Genomic DNA, 25,484 nt, shown 5'->3' with positions numbered 1-25,484 from the left:
GGGATTTTGTGGATGACTCCGTTTTCCACAGGCTATACGAGCAATTTCATCAGGATGTCTTCAATTTCCTCATCTATTTAACAGGAGATCGACATTCGTCCGAAGATCTTATGCATGAAGTGTATGTCAGAGTGTTGAAAGCCTATGCTGGTTTTGAAGGGAAGAGCTCGGAAAAGACATGGCTCTTTTCCATCGCGAAAAATGTCGCCATTGACCACTTCAGAAAGAAGAATGTACGGCAAAAACATCAATTCGATAAATTTGACTGGGAGCAAAGCGAGTTGCCTTCTTCAGGCAATACTCCTGAAGAAATTGCATCGTTGAATGAAGAGATGAGACAGCTGCTTCGGATTTTGGATACGTGTACAGGCGACCAAAAGATGGTGATCGTTTTGCGTTATTTTCAAGAGCTCTCTATAGCGGAAACCGCCGACACTCTCGGTTGGACCGAAGGAAAAGTGAAAACGACACAGCACCGAGCAATTAAAGCATTGCAAAAGAAATTGAATGCTCTTTCGGCAGAGGAGGGAAGATGAATGACAAACAATCAATGGGATGACGACAAACTGGAAAACCTTCTTCATTCCATGCCGAAAATTGAAGATAACCGATCCAAAGAACAAATTTTGGAGCGGCTTAAACAAGACGAGCGCTTGAAAAAACCGCGCCGGATGAATCCGAAGAAATGGATGCCTGTTTTCGTGGCGGCAGCTGCGTTGCTTCTTTTCAGTTTAATTGTCCCTTCGATGCTTAACCTTAACAAGAATGATAGGGCAATGGAGGATTCGAATGCTCCTCGTGCTTTTAAAGCCGAACGGGCGATTGACTCCTCAACTGAAAATGAAGCAACGGAGGAATCTGCAGATACCTTTAATGCTTCTGAAGAAACGGAGTCAGCAGCGATGACATCCGCAAATGTTGAAAGCCATGTCGTACTTGCAGACGAGTTTTTTGATGTAACCCCTTTTCAAATTGGATTAGTGGAATCTGCAAATGTAGTTCCTATCACATTTTTGATACCTGAGTCACAGATCCGTTCTGATTTCCCTGATGGAAATCCGTCAAGCATTGAGCTGTATAATAAATATGCCGCTGAATTTCCGGAAGAGGAACTAGGTTTTGACGACTATCATCCGTATAAAGGCAAGTTATACGTGGAAAATGGTATACTCTATCATCAAATCCCTGCCGACCATACGTATGATCTGTCATCTGCTACAGTAGATTTTTATTTCAATTCCATGAAAGAAACATTTCCTGAATTTGAAAAAATGCAGCTTGTCGATGAAAAAGGAAATCCGACTTCTTTTGAAAGTGTTGGAAAATCCAATGCTGCCGAGTTGAAAAATCCATTTCCTTATTATCGTTATACTATGCCTTCCGGTAAGGTATATTTAGCTCCATATGAGCCCGTTGGGACTGTTAACACAGTGGAAGAAGGGCTCCTCGAAATGAAAGAAGTAAATGGGGATATTGTACAATCACTGATTCCCGACAATGTAGATTATGATGTACGTATGGACGATGAAATAGCTGTTATTACGTTCAAAGAGCAATTAGACATCACTGCTTTTGAACAAAATATTATGAATCAGATGATAGAAGGATTCATGCTGACGGCAAAAGGATTTGGCAAGCAAGTCCGTCTCAAGAATGTAACCGCAGAAAGCTTTGGCAAGTATGATCTGACAAAGACATTGCCGATGCCGATCGGCAGCAATCCAACATGGTTTACTCCATAATACGTAAGCAAGCGTTTTGTAAACAGAAGAGTTTACAAAACGCTTTTTTCTAGTTACAATAGAGTTGTAATATAATATTGATTCATCTTCGGGGCAGGGTGTAATTCCCGACCGGCGGAAATGGAAGTTCAACTTCCTAGCCCGCGAGCGTAACAGCTGATTCCGGTGAGATTCCGGAGCCGACAGTATAGTCTGGATGGGAGAAGGTGAAGGTGCAGCCGTCTTTTTGTGTTGTCTACAAAAAGGGTGCTTATTTAAGTATGGGAACGGATAAAGAATATCTTTATACCTAACCCTTATTTAAGAATGCCTTTTAAACTCTCCCTGAAGCTTATTTGCTTTAGGGATTTTTATTTATCTAATGCGTAGGCGGCCGGCCTAGATGCGACAGGCATAAGGCAGACATGCGAACAGCGCTTTTTGCTGTACAGCATGGTTGACTTATGACCCAGAGCAAATCGAACTGCGAAGGGTTCGTTTTGCCGTATTTCTGCGATTTATGCAGAAATTAAGGCATCAGTTCGGCCGCCGAAGCTGGATGTGGACAACAAAAAAACGGTCAGACCTTTCCTCTTTTGAAGTGAATCGCAAAAGGAGAGAGGGTTAACATGAACAACAAGAAATTACGCAGGATGATTCTCATCGCAATCCTGGGAAGCATTTCAACGGTATTGATGCAGTTGAATTTCCCGCTGCCTGCATTGCCTGCCTTCTTGAAAGTCGATTTCAGTGAAATTCCAGCTGTATTGGCGATCATGACGATGGGTCCTGTAGCAGGAATCGCAGTAGAATTGCTTAAAAATGTATTGCATTGGTTTTTATCGGGTAGTCCGACAGGTGTACCGGTAGGAGAGCTTGCCAACTTTGTAACTGGTGTCCTTTTCATTATGCCAATCTATTTGATCTTTAAGAAGGTTCAAAATACAAAAGGCCTGACAGCTGGTTTGATCACCGGAACGGTTATTATGGCTGTCGGAATGAGCGCATTGAATTATTTTGTGTTCTTGCCAATGTACACGTACTTTTTGAATATGCCTGCTTATACAGGAGAGGCAATGTTCAATGTAATCGTACTAGGGATCCTTCCTTTCAATTTGATAAAAGGCATCATGCTGATGGTTATTTCGTTGCTGCTGTATAAGAGCATGAGCAAATGGATCGACCAACAAAACCGTCAGTTGACGATGTAATGACTATAGATTTCGCGAGTATGTGAACAGATAATTGTTCACATACTCTTTTTTTATTGGAAACTTGTGAATTTTATCTATAAAGGTACCTAATCTTTTCGAAGAGAAGGTGTTATACTTATTGTACAAATTTGAATAATTATAACGGCTAAATAGAGGTGGATAGTAAATTTTATCTAAAAAGGGGTGAAACAATGTTTTTCTTAACACGTGAACGACAGGAAGTATTTGATGCAGCACATACATATCCGTTTAAGGAAGAGATCGATGGTGAATTTGAGAAACATTTATATGAAAATTTAGTACAGTACATAGTTGTCTTACCACAAAAATTTCAATCTCAAATTATTGAACGAACATTATTTCGAAATGATACGTCAATGGATGAATTTAAAGAATGGTGCACAGAGACTGTTGAGCAATTCACGATTAGTAGCAAAGCTAATTATGAAAAGCGTGATTCAATTGTTGAACACTTTCATCCATCTGCACAAACCGTTTTTTCTCAGTCATTTCATGACGGTAAAATTATTAATGCTGAGCAACAAGGAAATGAATTTATGCTTCTATTGGATATGAGAGGCGGGTTTACAGTCGAGTCAATTGTGCAGTTAGTTTTTCATGATGTACAAACAGAGGGCAAGCTTGAAGGCTACTATGTATATGACGAGCTAATAGAAATTGAGGACGGATTTGGATTACGGGTTTTGTCTAGCTTTGGCAGCCCCTATAGCGAATGGACAATTTATTTCAAAGAAGTCACAGCAAATTACTTATACCGTCCTGCAGTTTATATTGAACCGGGAGAAATCGCTGCATGGGATGATTACGTTTCTGCGCTCAATCAAGACGACAAATATTATATTATAAAAGACATGCGCTTTATAGAGATTGATTTGGATAGTCTCTCGCAAACGAAGAATGGTATTTTCGCTGGAGAGATTTTCGTAGGTGAGAATTTTAATGAGGCAAGAGAGCGAATTTACTGTGCAACTTATGAAGATCCTTATGCACATTTGAGTGAGCCGATTCCGACTGATGAATTGATGTTTGCTATGTTTGATTCCGACCAAAATATTCGAGTACGTGCCTTCAATACGATTTTTGAGCTAGGAGAAGATGTAGCACATATCGTTAATATGGCGCTTCGTAAAGCGAATGTAAGTCCAGATGAAGATATGTATTTTGACATTCTAGCAAGTCATTTCGATCAACTTGGTTGTATAGAGGATGATGTAAAACTGAAATGGCTTATGAAATAAGAAGAGAGATGTTAAATAAAACAAAGAGGTGTGACTGATGAGCGATCGATTTGAATTACGTTTTAAAAACAAGGTAGTTAGAATGTGGTTGCTTCTTATGATACCGACTGTAATTGTACAAATAGTTCTCATACAGTTTACTGCACTACCAAGAGAAATTCCTGCACTAATTCCTGTCATTCCGTTGACAATCTTTTTTGTATGGCTTTATCTGCATAAAAGGAAGCAAAAGAAAGAGCATTTTGTTGTCTAATTGTTTATCTTCAACAAATCGGATTGGTACTGGCACAAGTGAAGCATAAAATTAGTAATTTCTCATCGTTTCCAAATACGCAATATGCTTATTCTGTTAACGGAGCACATATTGAATAAGTAGGTGCGCCTTTTGGTGCGTCAGCTTTGATGTTTAGAGCGGAAGGTGAAAGTAATGACAATAGAAATTAGAGCAATCCAACAAACAGATCTCATAGATGTAGTCGAGTTGATGCGTGAATTAGGTTATCCCACAACACTCGAAGAATTATCGAAGCGGTTTGAGTTGCTTCAAAATCATATAGATTATGAAGCGTTGGTAGCTGTTCAAAACAATCAAGTTATAGGTTTTGCAGGGTTATGTAAGGCACTTGCATTTGAGTTTACAGGTATATATGTGCGTATTATTGCGTTTGTAGTAAGTTCCAAACAACGTCAGCATGGGATTGGAACAAAGCTATTAAAAGCATGTGAAGAATGGGCAATCCAACAAGGCGCAGTAGCTATAACTTTAAATAGTGGCAATCGAGAAGAGCGTCAAGCGGCACATCATTTTTACTCTAGTAATGGCTATGTAGGGAAAAGTACAGGATTTTCAAAAAAGTTAATTTGAGATCAAGTCGTAGGGGGAGCAATAATGTTCACTGATTTTTATGGTGATTTCAATTCAGTAGTTGTTGCTTTGTTGTGTTGGTGGATAGCTTTGCTATTTTTTCAAAGGGTTGCGTATCGTCATCCTAAAAATAGTAGTTGGAAGAAAGATATTGTTTTTACTTTTTTCCAAAGCATATTTGTCATAATCGCACTTCCTATCTTTGCCTATTTCATTGGACCTTAATAGATATGTCATTGCATTAACAGACTCAATTTTCACTCCATAGCAACTTACTTAAATAGAAAGAGACAATTATGTACTTTGGGGGAATTCAAATGAAAAAGCCAGTAATAGTAATCCTAACCATGTTAATAGAAATGGGGTTGTTGTGGGCTATATCCATATTGATTAACTGGAATCTTATGGAGTTTCTTTTCTTAGGGAGTTTATTACTATTTGCTATACCATGGTTGTTTCTATATTTTAATAATCAAAACCAAAACGTATATAACGCAAGTGTAAAAGGAACGGGGCAGGATGCGGGAGGAGTTAAACTGTTCCGATTTCGTTTTTCACCAATCATTCTAGGTTTAGTTTTGTTTATGGTCTTAAGTTTTTGTTTGACTGTTTTCTATTACTTCGAATATTTTATCGAACTAACATTGTTTATACATGTAACAAAGGGGTGAAATTGGCGAAAAGCGTCCGCCTGTAATGGAAATCAACGATTGGTAGATTTGGTATACAACAAAAAGAGGCTGTCCGGATTACATATCTCCGGCAGCCTCTTTGATTGCTTGACTCAGTCTTCATATTTTAATGGATCGCCATCGAACGGTGCGTCCGCGACTTTAATCGAATCAGTCGGGCAACCGTCAAATGCGTCTTCCATATCTTCCAATAGTTCTTCTGGAACTTCTGTAACGCCCGTGTTATCATCAAGAATAACGTAGGCAATCCCCTCATCGTCATAATCGTAGATGTCAGGTGCAGCAGCGCCGCAAGCTCCACATGCAATACATGTGTCCTGGTCAACGATGGTGTATTTTTTGCAAGTCATTGACGTTCTCTCCTCTTTTCTCCGCACTATCTGATTAGTTCCCTTATCATTCTAAAGCTGTTTTCATTTGTTTTCAACAAAAAAACATACTTTTCAGGGGGGCATGTCATGAATTTGTCAATAATTCTACTATTTATCATAAGCAAAATGAATGGACAACGGACTTTGAATGCCGGACTCCATTTGCTTCGCGGAAAGAAATCCGGGCAAACTTTGCAAGATGTTGACTATTTCAACGTCAAACATTTATTTGGCATCTTGCCAAAATTAGACGAAGCAACCTATTTGGAAGTTGCTTATGAATTAAAGGACAAGGGATTCATTGTCCAAGTTGAAAAGTTTATTCGTATCACAGAGGCAGGGGAAAAGGCCTTAGAGGGGATGCCCGAATTACATTTCAGCGGATGGGATTATAGAGGACGCGAAATGATCTTTTTCAGCAGACTTTCGTTGCTTGTCCAAACCTTATCGTATATGCGTGAAGGGGACACGTCATTCATACCGATTCAAAAAGATCGGGAGATTCAGCTTTTCGTTAAGAGGCTCTTAGAAAGACAACCAATTACCGATCCTAATTTTGCTAAATACATAGGCAATGAATTAAAAGAAGCTTTTATGAGAAGTGGTATGACAAATATACAAAAATATATATTCGCATGCCGGTTGACTGGAAGATTAGAAACTGCGAAGACGTGGGAACAATTGTCGAACGACCTAGATAAGCCCACTGATACACTTCGTCTGCTATTCATCGAAAGCTTACATAGACTTTTATGCGCACTTGAACATTCGGATGATTTTCCGTTTCTTAAACAAATTGCATACGATATCAAAGTGCAAACGTATTTAACTGATTCCGCTTTGCAAACGAAAAGGCTTTTTGAACAAGGGTATTCCATGGAAAGCATCGCGTCCATACGAAAATTGAAAATGAGCACGATCGAAGACCATATTATCGAAATAGCGATGGATGATAAAAATTTCCCCCTAACACATTTCGTTTCGGAGGAACAAATCCGTGCGGTTGTTTCAAAATCCGAAGAAATGGGGACGAAACGACTAAAACTATTGAAAAATGAATTTGAAACACTTTCCTATTTTAAGATCCGTCTCATTTTGACAGCTAGTAACGAAGGGATGGTGGATGAATAATGGATTTGAAGAAGATTTTACAAGATCGATTCGGATATGAAAACTTCCGCCCAGGAGAAGAAGAAGTGATTCGTCACGTATTGACTAAGAAGGACACGATCGCCATTTTGCCGACGGGGATGGGAAAATCTCTTTGCTATCAGTTGCCAGGGGCTATTATGGAAGGCGCTGTTCTCATTATCTCTCCGCTCGTCTCATTAATGGAAGACCAGGCGATGCGGATGCGCCAAAATGGTGAAAAACGTGTAATCGCATTGAATTCATTTCTGCATTATCCTGAACGGCAAAGAATTATCGCGCAACTTCAAAACTATAAATTTATCTTTATTTCCCCTGAGATGCTTTCCCAAGAATCATTTGGACGACAATTGAACCGGTTACAAATTTCGTTAGTTGTCGTCGATGAAGCGCACTGTATTTCCCAATGGGGATTCGATTTTCGTCCGGATTATTTACGCATAGGAGACTTCTTAAACGAAATGGGGAGTCCTCCGATATTGGCTTTGACTGCTACGGCGGATGAAAAGGTGTTGAACGATATTCAGCATTACCTTCGAATGAAGAATCCATATGTAGTACGTCATTCATTGGATCGTCCGAACATTTCCTATTCAATTCGCGAAGTGTACTCAACTGTTGAAAAAACTGCTTGGATTAAAGAAAGGGTAATGCAGACGGCAGGACCGGGGATTATTTACGCTTCATCTAGAAAACGCGCCGATGAATTGGCTATCGAACTTCAGCTGGAAGGTGTAGCTGTACAATCCTATCATGCTGGGAAGGAACAAGATGACCGTGCTATCATCCAAGATCAGTTTCTCAATGGCAATCTTGAATGGATATGTGCAACGAATGCATTTGGAATGGGGGTCCATAAAGACGATATCCGGCAAGTGATCCATGACCACCTTCCACCCACAGTTGCCGCATATATGCAAGAAGTCGGGAGAGCGGGGAGGGATGGCCATCCGGCTGCCGCAACGTTGCTTTACATGCCCACTGACGAGTATACGACAAGTTTCATCATCCAATCAGACATGCCTAGTGAAGACGAAATCCGCCATTACTACAAGTTGATGTCAGAAGGTCACCCTTCCGACAAAGCAGCCGAGTTAGCTAGTTTGACAGAGACAGGAAAGCGGGTAATTGATTATTATTCGGAGCGCTATTCGATGGATGAAATACTTTTACGATTTAAGGGGCTTTCAAATGAAAAGAACGTACAACTTCAGCAAATGATCCACGTAGTCAAAAGCGGAGAATGCATCCGGCAAGCCGCTCTGTTGTATTTTGGGGAAATATGTCGGAGTAAACCTGACGAATGCTGTTCGAATTGCGGTCTCAGTCCAGTTGATTGGCTTACGGAAAAAGTAATAAGGAAGAGTACTAAAGAGAGAGTCAGTTGGGATGAAAGAATTACGATTCTACTTGGATAACAGGTCTGATGCCCGTTTACTTTTACGACAATATTCGTCATAATATAAAGAAGAGCACCATTGAATAGGAGAATATGTCGATGAAAAATAATGATTACAAAGTTGAATTTGAAGAGCATCGCAGAGAGATCGGGCTTGATCGCGATGAAGATGCGATTTTGCCGTCACGAGCAGAACGGCATGGCAGACGCCGTAAGGGGAAGACAGCTTCCAGTCATACGACTATCAATGTAATCCTAGGCATTTTTACATTCATTCCGATCATAATTTTTGTTTATGTCATTTATAATTTCTACTTTGGATCAGATAGCGGATCCGCCAAGGTCGATAGTTCAGAATATCCTGTAGAGTACGGAACGAATGAATCGTCTGGAAATAGCGAGAGTCCCGGCTCGATTGTTATGGATTCTGAAAAAGAAAAAGAGGATGAGCAACAGTCTAAAGGGGATACTAACAAAGGAACTGCGGAAGAGTCGAAAAATGAATCCAATAAAAAGCCTGTAACTGTTACTCCGCCCGCCGTTGAGAAAAAGGAACCTCCGAAAGTGACAGAGACTCCAAAAGCGGAAGAAAAACCAAGTTCCCAAAACAAGACAGAAACGAATACACAGAGTAGAACGCATATTGTAGCAGCCAATGAAACACTTTATCGAATTTCCGTGAATTATTACGGCTCCGACGCCGGAATCGATAAGATTAAAAAAGCGAACGGACTTTCATCCAATGATATAATGGCAGGGCAAAAGTTAATTATTCCCTGAATGACTCCAAAGAAATGGAAGAAAAGGCAAAGTCGGTTCTTTGCCTTTTTCTTATGGCAGGTGCAAAATGAAAATTGTGTTAACTAGTTTAGCGAGCGTTTTTGGGATATTCGTAAGTATTCTTGCATATATGTTCTTTTATGCAAACCGTAAAAATGTCATCCACCATTCTTTTTCTGTTCGAAAAAATAGCGGGGAAGGCAACGAGTTGTCCGTTTTTTTTATTTCGGATATTCACAGACGACGGATCGATAGACAACTGTTGAAAAATATTCAATCACATGGATTGATTGATATTGTAATAATAGGCGGAGATCTTGCAGAAGGCGGAGTTCCGCTTTCGACGATTGACCGCAATGTAGAAAGACTTTCAGAGATTGCTCCATTATATTTCATTTGGGGGAACAATGATCGAGAAGTCGGTGAACATGCAATTCGGGATATTATCAAAAAGCACGGCGGTACGATATTGGATAATTCGAATGCAAAAATTGAAAGTCACCAGCATTGGGGAATATGTGGAACAGATGATCCTTCGAGTGGAAATGTTGATGTCGAGGCGGCTCTTAAAGGCGCTGAAAATTATTCTTATGTAATTGTCGCCACACATACTCCATCACTCTTCCGGAAAGTGGAGAAGATTTGTAAGCCTGAATTAATGGTTGCAGGTCATATGCACGGTGGGCAGATTAGACTTGGCAATATTGCGCTGCACCCATTAGGGCAGTTTACCGAAGCCGATGGAAAGGCGAGACTAATAAGTAATGGATATGGCACTTCTATTGTCCCACTCCGTTTGGGGGCGGCTCCGGAAAGTCATATCATAACGATAAAATATTAAATGACGAGGCAAGCAGCGTTTGATTGTAAGGAGAATGATGAAATTGATTTACAAAGATGCAATTGTGATTGGCGGCGGGCCATGTGGATTATCCGCCGCTATCGAATTGAAAAATATAGGTTTAGATGTATTAATAATTGAAAAAGGAAATATCGTCAATTCAATTTACCGCTATCCGACACATCAGACATTTTTTAGCTCAAGCATCAAGTTGTCTATCGGGGATATTCCTTTTATTACAGCGAAGGAAAAGCCGAAAAGGAATGATGCACTTGTCTATTATCGAAAAGTCGCCGAACTGAAGGAGCTTCCGATTAATAGCTTTGAAAAGGTCGGAACTGTAGAGAAAATGAATGGACATTTTACGGTGAAAACTGATCTGGCTAGCTACAAATCGAAGTTTGTCATCGTAGCAACAGGCTACTATGATAACCCGAACTCGTTAGGCGTTCCAGGAGATTCGTTGCCGAATGTGTTCCACTACTTCAAGGAAGCTCATCCTTTCTTCGGTAGGAAAGTCGTTGTCATCGGCGGCAAGAACTCTGCAGTAGATGCTGCCATCGAATTAGCAAAAGCAGGTGCATCCGTAACCGTTATTTATAGAGGGGCTGAATACTCCCCTAGCGTTAAACCGTGGATTCTGCCTGGATTTGACAGTATGGTCAGAAGCGGTGAGATCGATATGCATTTCAATTCGCAAGTCGTAGAAATTACTTCTAATTCCGTTACTTTCGAAAAAGATGGAGTTCGCACAACAATCGATAACGACTATGTATTCGCGATGGTCGGTTATCATCCAGACCATAGTTTTCTGAAAGGGATGGGCATTACGATAGACGACGAGAGCGGCAGGCCATTCTTTGACGAAGAGACGATGGAATCGAATGTGGAAGGGCTGTATATTGCGGGTGTCATTGCTGCAGGCAATAACTCCAATGAGATTTTCATAGAGAATGGACGCTGGCATGGTAATTTGATTGCCAAACATATTCAACTGACTTCCAATTCTCAAAAATAACGGATTGCGATCGCATCGCAGGGAAGGGGGCGTGAGGGTTTGATTATATTGCTTACTGTAGCGATTGCGCCGGGTTTGGCGTTATTCAGCTATTTTTACTTGCGAAAACAGATTGCAAAAGAACCTTCACGCACATTATTTCATACGTTCATTTATGGAGCGATGATGACCTTTCCGATCATGTTCATACAGCACGTCTTTGAAGAAGAAAACATCATTCCGAATGATTTCTTTCGTAATGCAATCTTTACAAGTTGGATTGAAGAGTTTTTCAAATGGCTTATCTTATTAATTGCGATTTTCAAGCATGTTGAGTTCGAAGATGCATACGATGGCATCCTTTATGGCGCAAGCGTGTCCCTCGGATTTGCAACAGTGGAAAATATACTGTACTTATTCATCTTCGGTTTAGACACTGCGTTTATAAGAGCACTTCTACCCGTGTCAAGCCATGCACTTTTCGGAGTTGTTATGGGGTATTACTTAGGAAGGGCGAAGTTTACGACGATATCCAATCGGAAAGGCATGCTGTTCTTCGCCTTTTTTGCGCCATTCATTCTCCATTTTATATACAATGGCATTTTAGGTGTGAGTGACTTGTCATTATATTTAATAATCCCATTTATGTTCTACTTATGGTGGTTCGGATTGACTCGTGTTAAACGCGCTCATACATTTGCGATGCAGCAATTCAGGAACAAAGCCCAAATAGGTATGAAATGAATTTCATATGAAAAGAATAATTGCAGTACTGTTTTTATGAAGATCTGGCGGATATGCTGGATCTTTTTTTTATGCCCTCAAGATAATAAAAAGAATTTGTTTGGACAAACTGAGAGAAAGGAGGGCATGAAATTGAAGAAATTAGTAATACGATTAGTGGCTATAGTGTTATTGCTAGGAACAGCATATGCAACTTCCCCAGTTACTATCGATGCATTCAGTGCGCGCGATCTTGCTAGAGGGGCAACAGGGGATGATGTTATCGAACTGCAGGCGAGACTTCAATACATCGGATTTTATAACGGGAAAATCGATGGGAAATTCGGTTATGGAACCTATTGGGCTTTGCGTAATTTCCAAGAGAAATACGGTTTGCCGATAGATGGCATTGCTGGCTCGCAAACGAAAAAGAAATTGACTGCAGCTTCCTCATACGATGAAAAATTTGTAATGGATAACTTGAAGCAAGGAAATCAGTTCACCCACTATGGAGGAACTGCGCTATCCGCCCAGGTGAAGAAAGGGGGAGGTGCAAACGAGAACGTCCATCTACCTTCCAAATATACTGAGCAGGACTTAAAGCTATTGGCGAATGCCGTATATGGGGAAGCGAGGGGAGAACCGTATGAAGGGCAAGTGGCTGTTGCGGCAGTCATCTTGAATCGGGTGGAGCATCCTGATTTCCCAGATACGGTCAGTGGCGTCATCTTCCAACCTTTAGCTTTCACTGCGGTGGCTGATGGGCAGATTTGGCTGGAGCCGAATGAGCGGGCGAAGGAAGCGGTTCTAGATGCACTGAATGGCTGGGATCCTTCTGAAAACGCCATTTATTATTTTAACCCGGTCACTGCGACGAGTAAGTGGATTTGGTCGAGACCACAAATTAAAAAGATCGGCATGCATATCTTCTGCTATTGATGTTATGTGAAAGGTGGATTGAAAATGGCTCTGTAAGGAAGGGCTGTTATATTAACTATGAAAAAAATGATATTTGTGCTTGCCTATGCATTAGTCGTCGTTTCCGTCTTCGCTTTTACGGAAGCGAAAGAAAATCAAAAGTTAGCCATCGTATTGTCCAACCAATATGCAAACCAAATGGCGGAAGCTTCGGAAAAACTGGATGAACTTGATTCCGCAGTGAAACAAACGCTTCTATTCAATAATTCAGAGGGGTCGACAAAGGCGAGGGAAAATATTTGGAGACTCTCTTCCGATATTAAGAGCTCTGTCGCATCGCTCCCTTTAGATTCGAGTTTTTCGACATCGTGGATGAACTATCTAGGGAGAGTCGGTAATTATGCAAAAGAGGCAGATCGACTATCGGACCCAGATGAGTACTATAACGTAATGTCACAAGCTTCAAAAAATCTAGGAGTAATGCAAGATGAATGGAGAGTAGCAACGACGGGCCTTATTGACGGCCAATATACGATGCAAGAATGGACGAATCGATTGAATTCAGAAAAAACAGATTCCAATTGGTCAGATATGGGTGCTTCCGTTAAACAATATTCAGAAGCCGACTTCCCGCTCACAGCTAGTGAGTCGGATGCTATGAAAAAGAAGGAATTGAAAAATATTGATGAGGCGAAAGTAACGCAAGCGGAAGCAGTAGAGCGTTTCAAGATTTTGTTTCCGCAAGTATCCAATGATGTGATTGGCGTGGAAAAGAGTAAACCGGGTTCGCCGTATCCGTTCTTTCATATACGATTCTCTGATGGAGAATCCATCGGCTATATCGATATTACCGAAAAAGGCGGTCATGTTCTTTCTTATCTTTCAGAAAGGCCATTTGGCAAGAATGCCCTTCCGTTTGAAGATATTAAACAGAACGCGGCAGAATTTCTAAAGGCTGCAGGTTATAAAGACCTCGTCTATGAAGAATCGCGAGAGAACAACACATCATGGCATTTTGTATTTGTAAGGAAAGATCCGTTCTACGATGCAAAAGTCTTTTCAGACGTCATCCATGTGAAGCTCGCAAAGGACACGGGAGATATTATCGGCTTGAACGCCGCAGAATACATCCGGAAAGAGAAATTGCATAGACAGTCAATCAAGAAAATTGACTGGAATGAATTCTTCCATAAAGATGTGCAAATCGTGCAAGATGAACTCGCTTATGTGGAAAACGAAAGGCTGGAACAAAGACTGGCTCATTATTTAAAGGTCACTCGTGATGAACACGGTCATACTGGAACATACAATGTTATCGTCGATACGGAAACTTCCGAAGTGATCAAAACGGAAAAGCTTGAATGATCGAAGATAGTTCAAATGGTCTGAAATTCGATATTGGAATTTATGCCTACTCATGACATAATAGATATATCTATTAAAGGTAGGTGTAATCCAATGCGGCTTTCAATTGGCACGACTTTAACAATCGATAAGGATTTCACCGAACGCGGTGACAAGTTTAAAAGTAAAGTTGTCGATTTTGGTGACGGCTTTGTCATGATCGATTACCCGGCCCACATTGAAACGGGCAAAACCGCATTCTTCATGGATGGGACTCAGTTACTAGTCTCCTTCGTTGAGAATAAAATGTCATATGCATTCCGTGCCGAAGTGACAGGTAGGGTGAATAAAGGTATTCCGATGTTGAAATTGACCTATCCGGGTGATGATCAATTAATCAAAATACAAAGACGCGAATTTGTCAGAGTGGAAACTGCTATTGATGTCGCTGTCGATTTTGGAGGCTTCTTTCAACAATTTGTAGCGGAAGATATAAGCGCTGGCGGCGTCGCACTCAATATCGGTCAAGCGGATTCCTTCGAAGAGACTGAAACTGTGGAGTTGACAATTGTGTTGCCCTTTGTCAATGATGATATAAAGTACATTCGAACTGAAGCGAAAGCTGTGCGAATTTGGGAAAAGGATGACAGGCGGATTGCCTCCATGCAATTTTCCAAAATCGATACGACGGATCGGCAGAATATCATCCGTTTCTGCTTTGAGAGACAACTGCAGGCAAGAAATGCAAAGTAAAGGATTACTTAGGGGAAAGACCTGTTAGTTCAGGACTTTTCCCTTTTCTGATAGAAAGCGAAAGGTGGCGTTTAGGTGCGACAGGCATAAGGGGAAGATGTGGAGTGGCGAACCATTCTCGTAACGCAGCGCTTTTACTCGCAAAAGCCGTTCTTCGTGACGGCTTTCAAATCAGCTTAAACTTATGACCCGAGCACCTGCCACCTGAAGCTGGATTATGATACAATGTTTTCGAATTGAATTCGGGGGTAGATGATATGTTAAAAGGTTTTATCATTGCAATTGACGGACCTGCAGCAGCAGGTAAAAGTACGATTGCAAAAAAGATTGCACAAAAATTACGTTACACCTATATCGATACAGGTGCAATGTATCGCGCTTTGACGCATAAAGCAATCCAGTCTGGCATAAATATGGATAGTGACCACGATCTAGCGGAGTTGCTCGAGGATACTGAAATTCTCTTAATTCCCGACAATACTGGAGGCCAAGCTGTATTGATCGACGGAGTCGATTGTTCTGACGAAATTAGATCACAAGAAGTGACTGCTTCCGTTTCCCAAGTGGCTGCACACTCGACAGTCCGGAAATTAATGGTGGATAAGCAGAGGGACCTTGCAAAAGGTACAAGTGTCGTCATGGACGGTCGTGATATTGGAACAGCAGTTTTACCCGATGCTGACTTGAAAATCTTCATGACTGCTTCAGTCGATGAGAGAGCGGAACGACGTTTTCAAGAAAATGAAAAGCGTGGAATCCATTCTTCGCTAAGCCGTCTGAAAGAAGAAATCGAACAGCGCGACCGTGCTGATAGTGAACGGGAAGTGTCTCCTTTGAAGAAAGCGGACGATGCAATCCTGGTTGATACAACGTCGTTGTCCATCGAAGAAGTCGCCGACAAAGTGATAGAGCTCGCGGAAATGAGGATGGAACGATGAATCTATATCCATTTGGAAAATCTCTCGTAAGCACGATATTCTATCCCCTCTACAGGATTAAAGTAATAGGCAAAGAGAATTTCCCTACAGAAGGTGGGATCCTTCTTTGCACGAACCATATAGATAATTTCGATCCACCTGTTGTCGGTATTACTTGCCCGAGAACTGTCCATTTCATGGCGAAGGAAGAACTTTTCAAAGTTCCCATCTTGAAAACCATTCTTCCGCAAGTAAACGCATTTCCCGTAAAACGAGGGATGAGTGACAGGGAAGCTTTCAGGACCGCTTTGAAATTATTGCGTGGCGGTGAAGTTGTCGGCATGTTTCCGGAAGGGACAAGAAGCAAGACTGGAGAACTTGGAAAGGGGCTTGCAGGTGCGGGCTTCTTTGCGTTAAAAGGTGATGCAGACGTAATGCCTTGTGCAATCATTGGGCCGTATAAACCATTCCGTAAGTTGAAGGTAGTCTACGGCAAGCCGATAGAGATGGCTCCTTACCGCGAAAGGAAGGCATCTGCGGAAGAAGTGACAGAAGTGATCATGAACGAAATCCGCAACCTTTTGGAACAACATAAATAAATTGATAAGGGTAATTTTTTGTTTTTATGCATCGATTCGAATAATATAGAGATAGGATTCATTATGGAGGAGGACTACATATGACTGAAGAAATGAATTTAGATGAATTGAACGGATATAAAGAAGGTGACCGAGTCACTGGAAAAGTGACAAAAATCGAAGACAAATCCGTTTTAGTCGAAATTACTGGAGCGCCTTTTGATGGTGTCATCCCCATCAGTGAACTATCGAGTCTACACATTGAAAAGGCATCTGACGCAGTACAAGTTGGTGATGAACTTGAATTGATCATCACGAAAGTGGAAGATGAAAATTACGTCCTTTCCAAACGGAAAGTCGATGCAGAAAATGCATGGGATTCCCTTGAAGAAAAATTCAATAATCAAGAAACTATCGAAACAGAAGTGAAGGATGTTGTAAAAGGCGGCCTCGTCGTCGACCTTGGCGTCCGCGGTTTTATTCCAGCATCACTTGTTGAAGATCATTTCGTTGAATCATTCGAAGATTATAAAGGTCGTACAATGGAATTTAAAATCGTAGAGATGGACAAGGAAAAAAATCGTCTTATCCTTTCTCATCGCGCTGTCCTACAAGAGGAAAAGGCGAACAAGAAAGAAGAAGTGCTTGAAGAACTGAAAGAAGGCCAAGTGCTTGAAGGAACAGTTCAGCGCATCGCTTCTTTCGGAGCTTTCGTCGATATCGGCGGAGTCGATGGCTTGGTTCATATTTCACAGCTATCCCATGAGCACGTCGAAAAGGTGTCCGATGTCTTGAAAGAAGGCGAAAAGGTAAAAGTGAAAGTCCTTTCGGTCGATCGTGATTCGGAACGGATTTCATTATCTATCAAAGAAACATTGCCTGGACCGTGGGAAAACATTGAAGAGAGAGCGCCGAAAGGGTCAGTATTCGAAGGCATAGTGAAACGTCTCGTTTCCTATGGCGCATTCGTTGAAGTATTCCCTGGAGTGGAAGGTCTCGTCCACATTTCTCGAATTTCTCATCAGCATATCGGAACGCCGCATGAAGTATTGCAGGAAGGCCAAAAAGTTGATGTGAAAGTTGTCGATGTGAACGCGGAAGAAAAACGTCTTTCCCTCAGCATCAAAGATCTTCTCGAGAAGGAAGAAACTGAGTCATACGGTGATTATGAAATGAAAGAAGAAACAGGTTTCTCTTTGAGCGATGTCATCGGAGATCAGTTGAAAAAGTTCACTGAATAATTTTTGTCAAATTATCGAACAAACGAATGAAACACAACTGTATGGGTGATGGTGCTTACATAGGCATCATCATCTTTTTTGTGTATAATACACAAGAGATATACTGGAAGGGTGTTTTAATTATGAATAAACCAACCGTAGCGATCGTTGGAAGGCCGAATGTAGGAAAGTCTACAATCTTCAACCGTATCGTTGGAGAACGAATTTCGATTGTAGAGGACGTGGCCGGCGTAACGAGGGACCGGATATATAGTTCGGCAGATTGGCTCTCACATGATTTTAATTTGATTGATACTGGCGGCATTGATATCGGAGACGAGCCATTCCTGGAACAGATCAGGCTTCAGGCGGAAATTGCGATTGACGAAGCGGATGTCATCATCTTTTTGACGAATGGACGAGAAGGTGTGACGGATGCAGATGAGCATGTCGCTAAAATTCTTTACAAAACGAAGAAACCAATCGTGTTAGCGGTGAATAAAATCGATAATCCGGATATGCGTGATATGATCTATGATTTTTACTCACTCGGTTTTGGCGATCCCTATCCAATTTCAGGCTCACACGGAATCGGCCTTGGCGATTTGCTGGATGCTGTTGCTGCAAGTTTCCCGGAACCGGGTGAAGAAATCGAAGAGGATGATGTCATCCGTTTTTCATTGATCGGTAGACCGAACGTAGGGAAATCATCCCTCGTTAACGCGCTGCTCGGAGAAGACAGGGTTATCGTAAGCGACGTTGCCGGAACGACTACGGATGCAATCGATACTTCTTATGAGTTTGAAGGTCAGAAGTATAAAATTATCGATACTGCAGGTATGCGGAAAAAAGGAAAAGTGTATGAGAATACGGAGAAATACAGCGTATTGCGGGCGTTAAAAGCAATCGACCGTTCTGATGTCGTCTTGATTGTCATTAACGGTGAAGAAGGGATCCGCGAACAAGATAAGCGTATTGCTGGTTATGCAGAGGAAGCCGGGAAAGGCATTATGTTTGTTGTGAATAAATGGGATGCTATCGAGAAAGACGATAAAACGATGAATCGTTTCACGGAAGATATTCGCAAAAACTTCTTATTCCTTGATTACGCGCCAATTGCCTACGTGTCAGCAAAAACGAAGCAGCGTGTAACAACTTTGTTCGATCAAATTAAAATGATCAGTGAAAACCATGCAATGCGCATCCAATCGAGTGTTCTGAATGAAGTAATCGAAGATGCCGTCGCACGCAATCCAGCCCCTTCGGATAAAGGTCGCAGGCTGCGTATTTATTATGCAACGCAAGTGGCGATCAAACCACCGGTCTTCATTGTATTTGTCAATGAACCGGAATTGATGCATTTTTCTTATGAACGATTTTTACAAAATCGTCTAAGGGAATCATTCGGGTTTGAAGGAACGCCAATCCGGCTTATTACACGAGCAAGAAGTTAAATGAGGTGAAGATATTGGAAAGAGTGTCAGTAATCGGGGCAGGCAGCTGGGGGACCGCAATCGCGTTTGTCCTTGCAGAAAATGGCCATGATTGCCTGCTATGGACGAGAAGGGCTGAACAAGCCGCTGAAATCAATGAGCAGCATACGAATGCTTCGTATTTGCCAGGCATTACATTGCCAGCTAATTTGAAAGCAATCTCGGACTTGGAAGCGGCAGTCAATCATTCCGATATGATCGTCATTGCAGTTCCGACGAAAGCGATTCGGGACCTATGTGCAGATATTGAAAAGATTGTCAGTAATCCAAAGTTGATCGTCCATGTTTCTAAAGGAATTGAGCCGGATTCATTGAAACGAATCTCCGAAGTGATTGAAGAGGAAATCTCCTCGGACAATCGACAGGCGATCGTCGCGCTTTCAGGACCGAGCCATGCCGAAGAGGTCGTCCTTCGCCATCCGACGACAATTACGGCTGCCTCCTTCGATAGTGAAGCAGCAAAACGTGTACAAGACCTATTCATGAATCAATATTTCCGGGTTTATACGAACGATGATCTGATTGGTGTTGAAATAGGGGCTGCATTGAAGAATGTCATCGCCCTTGCTGCAGGAATCTCAGATGGCATCGGCTATGGGGATAATGCCAAAGCAGCACTTATTACGCGTGGGTTGGCAGAGATCACAAGACTCGGCATGAAGATGGGAGCGAATCCGCTAACGTTTTCGGGTTTGACCGGTCTTGGAGACTTAATCGTAACTTGCACAAGCGTCCATTCGCGGAATTGGAAGGCCGGCAATCTATTGGGTCAAGGGAAGTCATTGGATGAAGTGATTTCCGGTATGGGAATGGTCATTGAAGGGGTCCGTACAACAAAAGCCGCCCATCAACTTTCCGAGCGATACGATGTGTCGATGCCGTTGACCGAAGCTTTGTATTCCATCCTTTTCGATAATGTACCTCCAAAGGAAGCTGTCGATCAGCTCATGAGCAGGATGAAGAAACAGGAAATCGAAGATATATTTTTCAAATAATGTGTTCCGAGACATGAAAGGATGATTCGTTTGTCCTCATTAGATAAAATGTGGCTGTCGTTTTACGCAATGGGTTTCATGGCAATTTCCATGGGACTCATTTATTTGAGCAGACATAAGCTATCAAATAGATTATTAAAATTCCTATTTGCCCTTATCGCTTATTCTTTATTGATATTCTCATTTTTTGCAATGGTATACCTTGTATTCAGCGGGCCGACTGGGGGAGCAAGATGAAAATGATTCGAAAAAAATACACTTTGTTTTTCTTAGTAACAGCCATTTCACTTGTACTTTCGGGATGTTTGTACCCGGAAGATGAAAAAGCAGCACAAGAAAATCCATATGAAGAACAAATTGAAGCCGTTCAAAAAGCAGTCAATTCATATAAGGAAAACACCGGTGGACTTCTTCCAATCAAGACGAGGGAAAATGAAACTGACATGTACATAAAGTACCCGATCGAATTTTCCAAGATCGTTCCGGCATACACTGAAAAAATCCCCTCCAACGCCTATGAAACTGGAGGCATTTATCAATATGTCCTAATGGATGTCGAGGAAAACCCTACTGTTAAACTTGTCGACTTGAGAATAGCCGAACGCATACGTGATTTGAATCTAAGAAGACATATTAATGGAAAGCTCCCATTCAAAGACCCTGTAGGGGAAAACGTGTATGAAATCGATTTTGAAGCGATGGGATTCAAGGAGCCTTTGAAAGTTGAAAGCCCCTATTCAGACGCTTTGCTTCCGATTGTTGTAGGTGGGGACGGACATTTTTATGTTGATTATTCCATCGACTTGAACAGGCTTTTACAAGAGCAAAAACCGGATGTGGATGAAGGAGAGGATATCCGTTATCTCCTAGCTGATTCGAATCCGATTTTGCCGGCTTATTCCTTGCCTTACACAGTAAATGAAAAAAACGAACCGATTTTTATGAAGAAGAAATAATAAACATCATAGGGAAATCAAAACGTTTCATGCATTTTTAGCATGAAACGTTTTTCGTTTACATAAACTAATATGCGCGAAAAAAGGAGGGCTAAGTATGAAAGAGGAGTTATATGAAAATCTGGCTAGGAGAACGGACGGGGATATTTATATAGGTGTGGTCGGCCCTGTTCGTGTTGGTAAATCGACTTTCGTGAAAAGAGTGATGGAGGAGGTCGTCATACCGAATATGACGGATGCAGGTGATAGGGCAAGAGCACAGGATGAATTGCCACAAAGCTCGCCAGGTCCGATCATCATGACGTCTGAGCCGAAATTCGTTCCAGCACAAGGCACCCAAGTTTCGATCGGGGAGGGGGAGCTATCTTTCCAAGTTAGGCTTGCGGACTGCGTAGGTTATGTGATCGATGGAGTGAAAGGATATGAGGATGAGGATGGTCCAAAATATGTTCATACTCCTTGGCATAATGAACCGATACCTTTTGAGGAAGCGGCACGCATCGGAACGGACAAAGTGATTCGAGACCATTCCACGATTGGTATCTTAGTAACGACGGATGGGACAGTGAACAATATTCCAAGAGCGGCTGCGGAGGTGGCTGAAGAGGAAATCGTCGGAAAGCTGAAGGAAATCGGCAAACCGTTTGTCATTGTCTTGAACTCCAAAATGCCTGCTCATGAAAAGACAGCTGCCCTGAAGGAACAGCTGCATGAAAAACATGGAGTACCCGTCATAGCAATCAGTGCCGACCAACTGAATGCTCAAGAAATTCAACTGATCCTAAAGGAAGCTCTTTATGAATTCCCGATTACGGACATCGAAGTACAAAAGCCGGATTGGATGGATGTACTGGGGTCCGATCATGAATTGAATTCAGCGATTGACAATGTCATCAATGAAGGATTCCTCGTTGCATCGAAAATCCGGAAAGTACAAGAGCTTGCCGAGCGGTTGAAAGACGAAAAATACGTCAGACATGCAGAAGTCGTCGATGTAGACGCGGGGAAAGGGAAAGCGACCGTCAATATCGAGATGGATGAACAGGCATTCCGTGAAGTTTGCGAGAACATCATGCAACAAGAATTGAAAACGAAAAAAGATTGGCTCATGTTTGTCAAAGACGCTGTAAAAGCGAAAAAATCATATGATATGTATTCGGAAGCGATCGAAACCGCCAAGAAGAGCGGTTATGGAGTCGCATTGCCGACAATCGATGATTTCCAGCCGTCGCCACCGGAACTCATCAAGCAAGAGAATTTCTATGGTGTCCGCATGAAGGCATCGGCCCCATCCCTTCATATTATCCGCATTGACATGGACGCAGAATTCTCGCCGTTGATCGGCTCTGAATTCCATAGTCACCACTTGTTGAAGGAATTGAAGAACGCTTATCTGCATGATAGAGATGCCCTTTGGCAAACACAGCTCTTCGGCACGCCATTGCATGAAGTGATGAAAGAGAGCATCCGATTCAAAACGTCTTCAGTTCCGCCAAATGCAAGGAAAAGACTTAGAGAAACGATTGAGCAAATGGTCAATGACGGCAATAAGGGCATGATCACATTTATCGTTTAAGATAGATGTTTTGCGGGAGTATGTTTGTCGACCTCTTTAAGGAGGGGTAAAGCCTGATATGTCAAGCAAAATACTACGTTTTTTCAGAAAAAGATCCGTTTTTGACGGGTCTTTTATTTTTTTCCTAAAATAAACCGAAAAACCCCCAGAAACGTTGATAATATTGTTGCACCGCGGTTTTGAGTGTGTTACTCTTTGTACAGTAAAGAAAAGCGGAGAGCGCCTGCCTAGAGGCGACAGGCATAAGGAGAAGGTGCGGAGTGGCGAATTTTGCCACAGAGCAGCTTTGACTTAAGACCCCGAGCCAATCGAACTGCGAAGTGTTCGATTTGCCTTAATTTCTGCGGTTTTTGCAGAAATTAAGGCATCCTGTTGGCGCCCATAGCTGGACATTAAAAAGCTGACATCATCCTTTGAGAGGAGGTGAATGGTGTGAACAAAACAGAATTGATCAACTCAGTTGCCGAAGCGGCAGGTCTGACGAAAAAAGACGCTACTAAAGCGGTTGAAGCTGTATTCGATACAATCCAATCGACACTTGCTAATGGTGATAAAGTACAATTGATCGGATTCGGTAACTTCGAAGTACGTGAGCGTGCTGCTCGTAAAGGGCGCAACCCACAATCTGGTGAAGAAATCGAAATCGCAGCAAGCAAAGTTCCTGCGTTCAAAGCAGGTAAAGCGCTTAAAGATGCTGTTAAGTAATCTTTAAGTTTACATAGGAGCCCCTCCGCTATGTCTCATTGACATAAATGTGGACGGGCTCCTTTTATGTAACCATAATAGTATACTTGAGCCGCACAAAAGGATAACCTAAAGCACAGGCAGTTGCTTTCCTTTCCATCTCTCGCTTCCGGGGACGTTGCCTTAATTCTGCTCGCAACGCTGCGCTTGTGCTCGCAAACGTCGTTCTTGTGCTCGCAACGCTGCGCTTTTGCTCGCAAACGTCGTTCTTGTGCTCGCAACGCTGCGCTTTTGCTCGCAAACGCCGTTCTTCGTAACGGCGCTTGCTGTACGTATCCGTGTGAGTATGCTACTATCTTTGAAGGAATAGGATTAGATTGCGATAAGGAGGAAGTCTGTATGACTGAAGTGGATCTCGGTAAAATAGAAAAAGCCGTTTCGATGATCCTAGAAGCAATAGGAGAAGACACCGAACGGGAAGGATTGCTCGACACCCCGAAACGTGTCGCGAAAATGTATGCAGAAGTTTTTGAAGGACTACATAAAGATCCAAAACAATATTTTGAAACGGTATTCCACGAGAACCATGATGAAGTGGTCCTAGTGAAAGACATCCCGTTTCATTCGATGTGCGAACATCACCTTGTCCCATTCTACGGACATGCCCATATCGCATACATACCACGTAACGGAGTCGTTGCAGGGCTCAGCAAATTAGCTAGAGCTGTTGAAACGACTGCGAAACGTCCACAACTTCAGGAAAGAATTACATCTACCGTTGCTAACGCGATGATGGACATGCTAAATCCAATAGGGGTCTATGTCATTATCGAAGCGGAACATATGTGCATGACGATGAGAGGCATTAAGAAACCTGGAGCCAAAACAGTAACAACAGTCGCTCGTGGGATTTATGAGCATGACGATGTGAAAAGAGCAGAAATTCTGTCTCTTCTGAAGTGATCTGATGCCTTTGCGGATCAATTCATTTCTATGATATGATGGGATGTATATGGATGACAGGAGATGAAAACATGTCACAACCTGATTTTATCATGATCAAAGCACAAGAAGACGGAGTGAACGTCATCGGGCTGACTAGAGGCAATGATACGAAATTCCATCACACCGAAAAATTGGATCGTGGGGAAGTGATGATTGCCCAATTCACTGAGCATACATCCGCCATGAAAATTCGCGGAAAAGCCGAAATCCACTCGGCGCATGGTATTGTCTACAGCGAAGGGAAAGAATAGTCATACTGGACCACTATTCACTAGGTCTTTGAATGGAGAACCGAAGATGGACAGACAAACTATCAATCGATATATTCAAAATTATATAAGCGAAGTCGAATGTTCCATACAAGAGCCTGTTGTGAATCGGGATCTTGGGAAGATGCCACTTGACGAAGCGAAGGCGTTCTTCCTCCTTTTACCGTTTTTGAATGATGAGGAATGGACCTCCGAGCTGAATATATCTGCGATTGCAGTAGGCGCTGTACACGCGGCCTTCGACATGCATGACAGAGTGGACATCTTGGACGCCACTTCAAGAGAACAGCAGCTAATGGTCCTTTCAGGGGATCATTTTAGCGGCATTCATTATCGTTTATTATCATCGCTTCCAGATTTTACTTTCATTACATCATTGTCGAAAATGATCGGATACATTAACGAGACGAAAACGAATCTGTTAATGGAAGAAACCGATGGAATCGAAATGCTAATCGACTCGAGGATTTGCATAGAATCTGGATGTATCGTTGAATTCCATAGAACATATGGTTTTTCAAGATATTCAAAAATTACGGAAACAGCATTGGGGCTCATTTGGTTTTTCAGAAAGTTGAAAAAAGATCCTGCGATCGATCAAGCCTCTACTGGAAATAGGATCAAAAAGGCTGATATGGAATATGCTATTTCTGAATTATCAACGAGGTTGCAAAAACAGCTTGCGGAAGCTGAGTTTTTGAACCCGTTTTTAAGGCAGGAAATCCATAGGTTTGCGGCTCCGCTTTTAGGCAAGCCTATTTAGAG

Annotated in this window: 30 protein-coding genes and 1 riboswitch; of the genes, 29 read left to right on the top strand and 1 reads right to left on the bottom strand. The window is 42.0% G+C overall.

Translation table 11 applies throughout. From position 1 onward, the window contains the following. Nucleotides 1-8: 8 nt before the first annotated feature. The 8 genes from AC0L13_RS10125 (at nucleotide 9) to AC0L13_RS10090 (ending at nucleotide 5,730) form a co-directional block, all read left to right on the top strand. Complete coding sequence (locus tag AC0L13_RS10125; RefSeq protein WP_473646643.1) at nucleotides 9-536, top strand: RNA polymerase sigma factor SigX; 528 nt, start codon at nucleotides 9-11, stop codon at nucleotides 534-536. After that, a complete protein-coding gene (locus tag AC0L13_RS10120; protein WP_473646640.1) occupies nucleotides 537-1,742 on the top strand; it encodes a hypothetical protein in 1,206 nt (401 codons plus the stop codon). A gap of 80 nt (nucleotides 1,743-1,822) precedes the next feature. Then, nucleotides 1,823-1,954: riboswitch (FMN riboswitch) on the top strand. A gap of 396 nt (nucleotides 1,955-2,350) precedes the next feature. Continuing rightward, nucleotides 2,351-2,932 carry an ECF transporter S component gene (locus AC0L13_RS10115; RefSeq protein ID WP_473646637.1) on the top strand — a complete coding sequence of 194 codons (582 nt, stop codon included), beginning with the start codon at nucleotides 2,351-2,353 and terminating at the stop codon, nucleotides 2,930-2,932. A gap of 194 nt (nucleotides 2,933-3,126) precedes the next feature. Further along, nucleotides 3,127-4,194 carry a DUF4085 family protein gene (locus AC0L13_RS10110; RefSeq protein ID WP_473646633.1) on the top strand — a complete coding sequence of 356 codons (1,068 nt, stop codon included), beginning with the start codon at nucleotides 3,127-3,129 and terminating at the stop codon, nucleotides 4,192-4,194. Nucleotides 4,195-4,231: 37 nt separating this feature from the next. Further along, entirely contained in the window at nucleotides 4,232-4,447 is a 216-nt protein-coding gene (locus AC0L13_RS10105) for a hypothetical protein (RefSeq protein ID WP_473646630.1), read from the top strand. A gap of 174 nt (nucleotides 4,448-4,621) precedes the next feature. Continuing rightward, nucleotides 4,622-5,059: a GNAT family N-acetyltransferase gene (locus AC0L13_RS10100; protein WP_473646628.1), complete on the top strand. Its 438-nt coding sequence runs from the start codon at nucleotides 4,622-4,624 to the stop codon at nucleotides 5,057-5,059. Nucleotides 5,060-5,083: 24 nt separating this feature from the next. After that, entirely contained in the window at nucleotides 5,084-5,284 is a 201-nt protein-coding gene (locus AC0L13_RS10095; protein WP_473646625.1) for a hypothetical protein, read from the top strand. 92 nt (nucleotides 5,285-5,376) lie between these two features. After that, nucleotides 5,377-5,730, top strand: a complete 354-nt coding sequence (locus AC0L13_RS10090; RefSeq protein WP_473646623.1) for a hypothetical protein — start codon at nucleotides 5,377-5,379, stop codon at nucleotides 5,728-5,730. Nucleotides 5,731-5,843: 113 nt separating this feature from the next. On the opposite strand, the gene AC0L13_RS10085 is transcribed toward AC0L13_RS10090, so the two are convergent. Beyond that, entirely contained in the window at nucleotides 5,844-6,101 is a 258-nt protein-coding gene (locus AC0L13_RS10085) for a ferredoxin (RefSeq protein ID WP_060207861.1), read from the bottom strand. A gap of 108 nt (nucleotides 6,102-6,209) precedes the next feature. Between AC0L13_RS10085 and AC0L13_RS10080 the strand changes: the two genes are divergently transcribed. The 21 genes from AC0L13_RS10080 (at nucleotide 6,210) to AC0L13_RS09980 (ending at nucleotide 25,482) form a co-directional block, all read left to right on the top strand. Further along, nucleotides 6,210-7,253 (top strand): YpbB family protein, encoded by a 1,044-nt coding sequence (locus AC0L13_RS10080; protein ID WP_473646619.1) that lies wholly within the window; start codon nucleotides 6,210-6,212, stop codon nucleotides 7,251-7,253. Further along, nucleotides 7,253-8,689 (top strand): RecQ family ATP-dependent DNA helicase, encoded by a 1,437-nt coding sequence (locus AC0L13_RS10075; protein ID WP_473646617.1) that lies wholly within the window; start codon nucleotides 7,253-7,255, stop codon nucleotides 8,687-8,689. Before AC0L13_RS10080 ends, AC0L13_RS10075 begins: the two co-directional genes overlap by 1 nt. Nucleotides 8,690-8,769: 80 nt before the next feature. Continuing rightward, nucleotides 8,770-9,450, top strand: coding sequence for a LysM peptidoglycan-binding domain-containing protein (locus AC0L13_RS10070; RefSeq protein ID WP_473646614.1), 681 nt, complete (start codon nucleotides 8,770-8,772; stop codon nucleotides 9,448-9,450). Nucleotides 9,451-9,517: 67 nt separating this feature from the next. Beyond that, nucleotides 9,518-10,291, top strand: coding sequence for a metallophosphoesterase (locus AC0L13_RS10065; RefSeq protein WP_473646611.1), 774 nt, complete (start codon nucleotides 9,518-9,520; stop codon nucleotides 10,289-10,291). Nucleotides 10,292-10,334: 43 nt separating this feature from the next. Next, a complete protein-coding gene (locus AC0L13_RS10060) occupies nucleotides 10,335-11,309 on the top strand; it encodes a YpdA family putative bacillithiol disulfide reductase (protein WP_473646609.1) in 975 nt (324 codons plus the stop codon). Between the two features lie 39 nt (nucleotides 11,310-11,348). Next, entirely contained in the window at nucleotides 11,349-12,032 is a 684-nt protein-coding gene (gene prsW, locus AC0L13_RS10055; RefSeq protein WP_473646607.1) for a glutamic-type intramembrane protease PrsW, read from the top strand. Between the two features lie 147 nt (nucleotides 12,033-12,179). Beyond that, nucleotides 12,180-12,950 carry a spore cortex-lytic enzyme gene (gene sleB / locus AC0L13_RS10050; protein ID WP_473646943.1) on the top strand — a complete coding sequence of 257 codons (771 nt, stop codon included), beginning with the start codon at nucleotides 12,180-12,182 and terminating at the stop codon, nucleotides 12,948-12,950. A gap of 57 nt (nucleotides 12,951-13,007) precedes the next feature. After that, complete coding sequence (locus AC0L13_RS10045; protein ID WP_473646604.1) at nucleotides 13,008-14,294, top strand: PepSY1/2 domain-containing protein; 1,287 nt, start codon at nucleotides 13,008-13,010, stop codon at nucleotides 14,292-14,294. 93 nt (nucleotides 14,295-14,387) lie between these two features. Then, nucleotides 14,388-15,026 (top strand): flagellar brake protein, encoded by a 639-nt coding sequence (locus tag AC0L13_RS10040; RefSeq protein WP_473646602.1) that lies wholly within the window; start codon nucleotides 14,388-14,390, stop codon nucleotides 15,024-15,026. A 257-nt stretch (nucleotides 15,027-15,283) separates the two neighbouring features. Beyond that, the gene (gene cmk / locus AC0L13_RS10035; RefSeq protein WP_473646599.1) at nucleotides 15,284-15,964 is read left to right on the top strand and encodes a (d)CMP kinase; all 681 of its coding nucleotides are present in this window, start codon (nucleotides 15,284-15,286) and stop codon (nucleotides 15,962-15,964) included. Continuing rightward, nucleotides 15,961-16,542 (top strand): lysophospholipid acyltransferase family protein, encoded by a 582-nt coding sequence (locus tag AC0L13_RS10030; protein ID WP_473646596.1) that lies wholly within the window; start codon nucleotides 15,961-15,963, stop codon nucleotides 16,540-16,542. Before cmk ends, AC0L13_RS10030 begins: the two co-directional genes overlap by 4 nt. Before the next feature lie 80 nt (nucleotides 16,543-16,622). Next, nucleotides 16,623-17,762: a 30S ribosomal protein S1 gene (gene rpsA, locus AC0L13_RS10025; protein WP_473646593.1), complete on the top strand. Its 1,140-nt coding sequence runs from the start codon at nucleotides 16,623-16,625 to the stop codon at nucleotides 17,760-17,762. 122 nt (nucleotides 17,763-17,884) lie between these two features. Next, nucleotides 17,885-19,195, top strand: coding sequence for a ribosome biogenesis GTPase Der (gene der, locus AC0L13_RS10020; protein ID WP_440499356.1), 1,311 nt, complete (start codon nucleotides 17,885-17,887; stop codon nucleotides 19,193-19,195). A gap of 14 nt (nucleotides 19,196-19,209) precedes the next feature. Continuing rightward, on the top strand, nucleotides 19,210-20,229 hold the full coding sequence (locus AC0L13_RS10015) for an NAD(P)H-dependent glycerol-3-phosphate dehydrogenase (protein WP_473646589.1): 1,020 nt from the start codon (nucleotides 19,210-19,212) through the stop codon (nucleotides 20,227-20,229). A 30-nt stretch (nucleotides 20,230-20,259) separates the two neighbouring features. Further along, nucleotides 20,260-20,466 carry a DUF2768 domain-containing protein gene (locus tag AC0L13_RS10010; RefSeq protein WP_473646586.1) on the top strand — a complete coding sequence of 69 codons (207 nt, stop codon included), beginning with the start codon at nucleotides 20,260-20,262 and terminating at the stop codon, nucleotides 20,464-20,466. Beyond that, complete coding sequence (locus AC0L13_RS10005) at nucleotides 20,463-21,185, top strand: hypothetical protein (RefSeq protein ID WP_473646584.1); 723 nt, start codon at nucleotides 20,463-20,465, stop codon at nucleotides 21,183-21,185. Before AC0L13_RS10010 ends, AC0L13_RS10005 begins: the two co-directional genes overlap by 4 nt. Nucleotides 21,186-21,282: 97 nt before the next feature. Then, on the top strand, nucleotides 21,283-22,761 hold the full coding sequence (gene spoIVA / locus AC0L13_RS10000) for a stage IV sporulation protein A (protein WP_473646580.1): 1,479 nt from the start codon (nucleotides 21,283-21,285) through the stop codon (nucleotides 22,759-22,761). A gap of 432 nt (nucleotides 22,762-23,193) precedes the next feature. Further along, nucleotides 23,194-23,466 (top strand): HU family DNA-binding protein, encoded by a 273-nt coding sequence (locus AC0L13_RS09995; protein WP_037561579.1) that lies wholly within the window; start codon nucleotides 23,194-23,196, stop codon nucleotides 23,464-23,466. 378 nt (nucleotides 23,467-23,844) lie between these two features. Continuing rightward, nucleotides 23,845-24,408: a GTP cyclohydrolase I FolE gene (gene folE, locus AC0L13_RS09990; protein ID WP_473646574.1), complete on the top strand. Its 564-nt coding sequence runs from the start codon at nucleotides 23,845-23,847 to the stop codon at nucleotides 24,406-24,408. A 71-nt stretch (nucleotides 24,409-24,479) separates the two neighbouring features. After that, nucleotides 24,480-24,701 (top strand): trp RNA-binding attenuation protein MtrB, encoded by a 222-nt coding sequence (mtrB, locus tag AC0L13_RS09985; protein ID WP_440499350.1) that lies wholly within the window; start codon nucleotides 24,480-24,482, stop codon nucleotides 24,699-24,701. Nucleotides 24,702-24,747: 46 nt separating this feature from the next. After that, on the top strand, nucleotides 24,748-25,482 hold the full coding sequence (locus tag AC0L13_RS09980; protein WP_473646572.1) for a heptaprenyl diphosphate synthase component 1: 735 nt from the start codon (nucleotides 24,748-24,750) through the stop codon (nucleotides 25,480-25,482). Nucleotides 25,483-25,484 lie beyond the last annotated feature (2 nt).

It is taken from the genome of Sporosarcina sp. QA0331 (genome assembly GCF_055808055.1).
The sequence above is the reverse complement of the archived record's forward strand: the minus strand, read 5'-3'. Positions and strand labels throughout refer to the sequence as shown.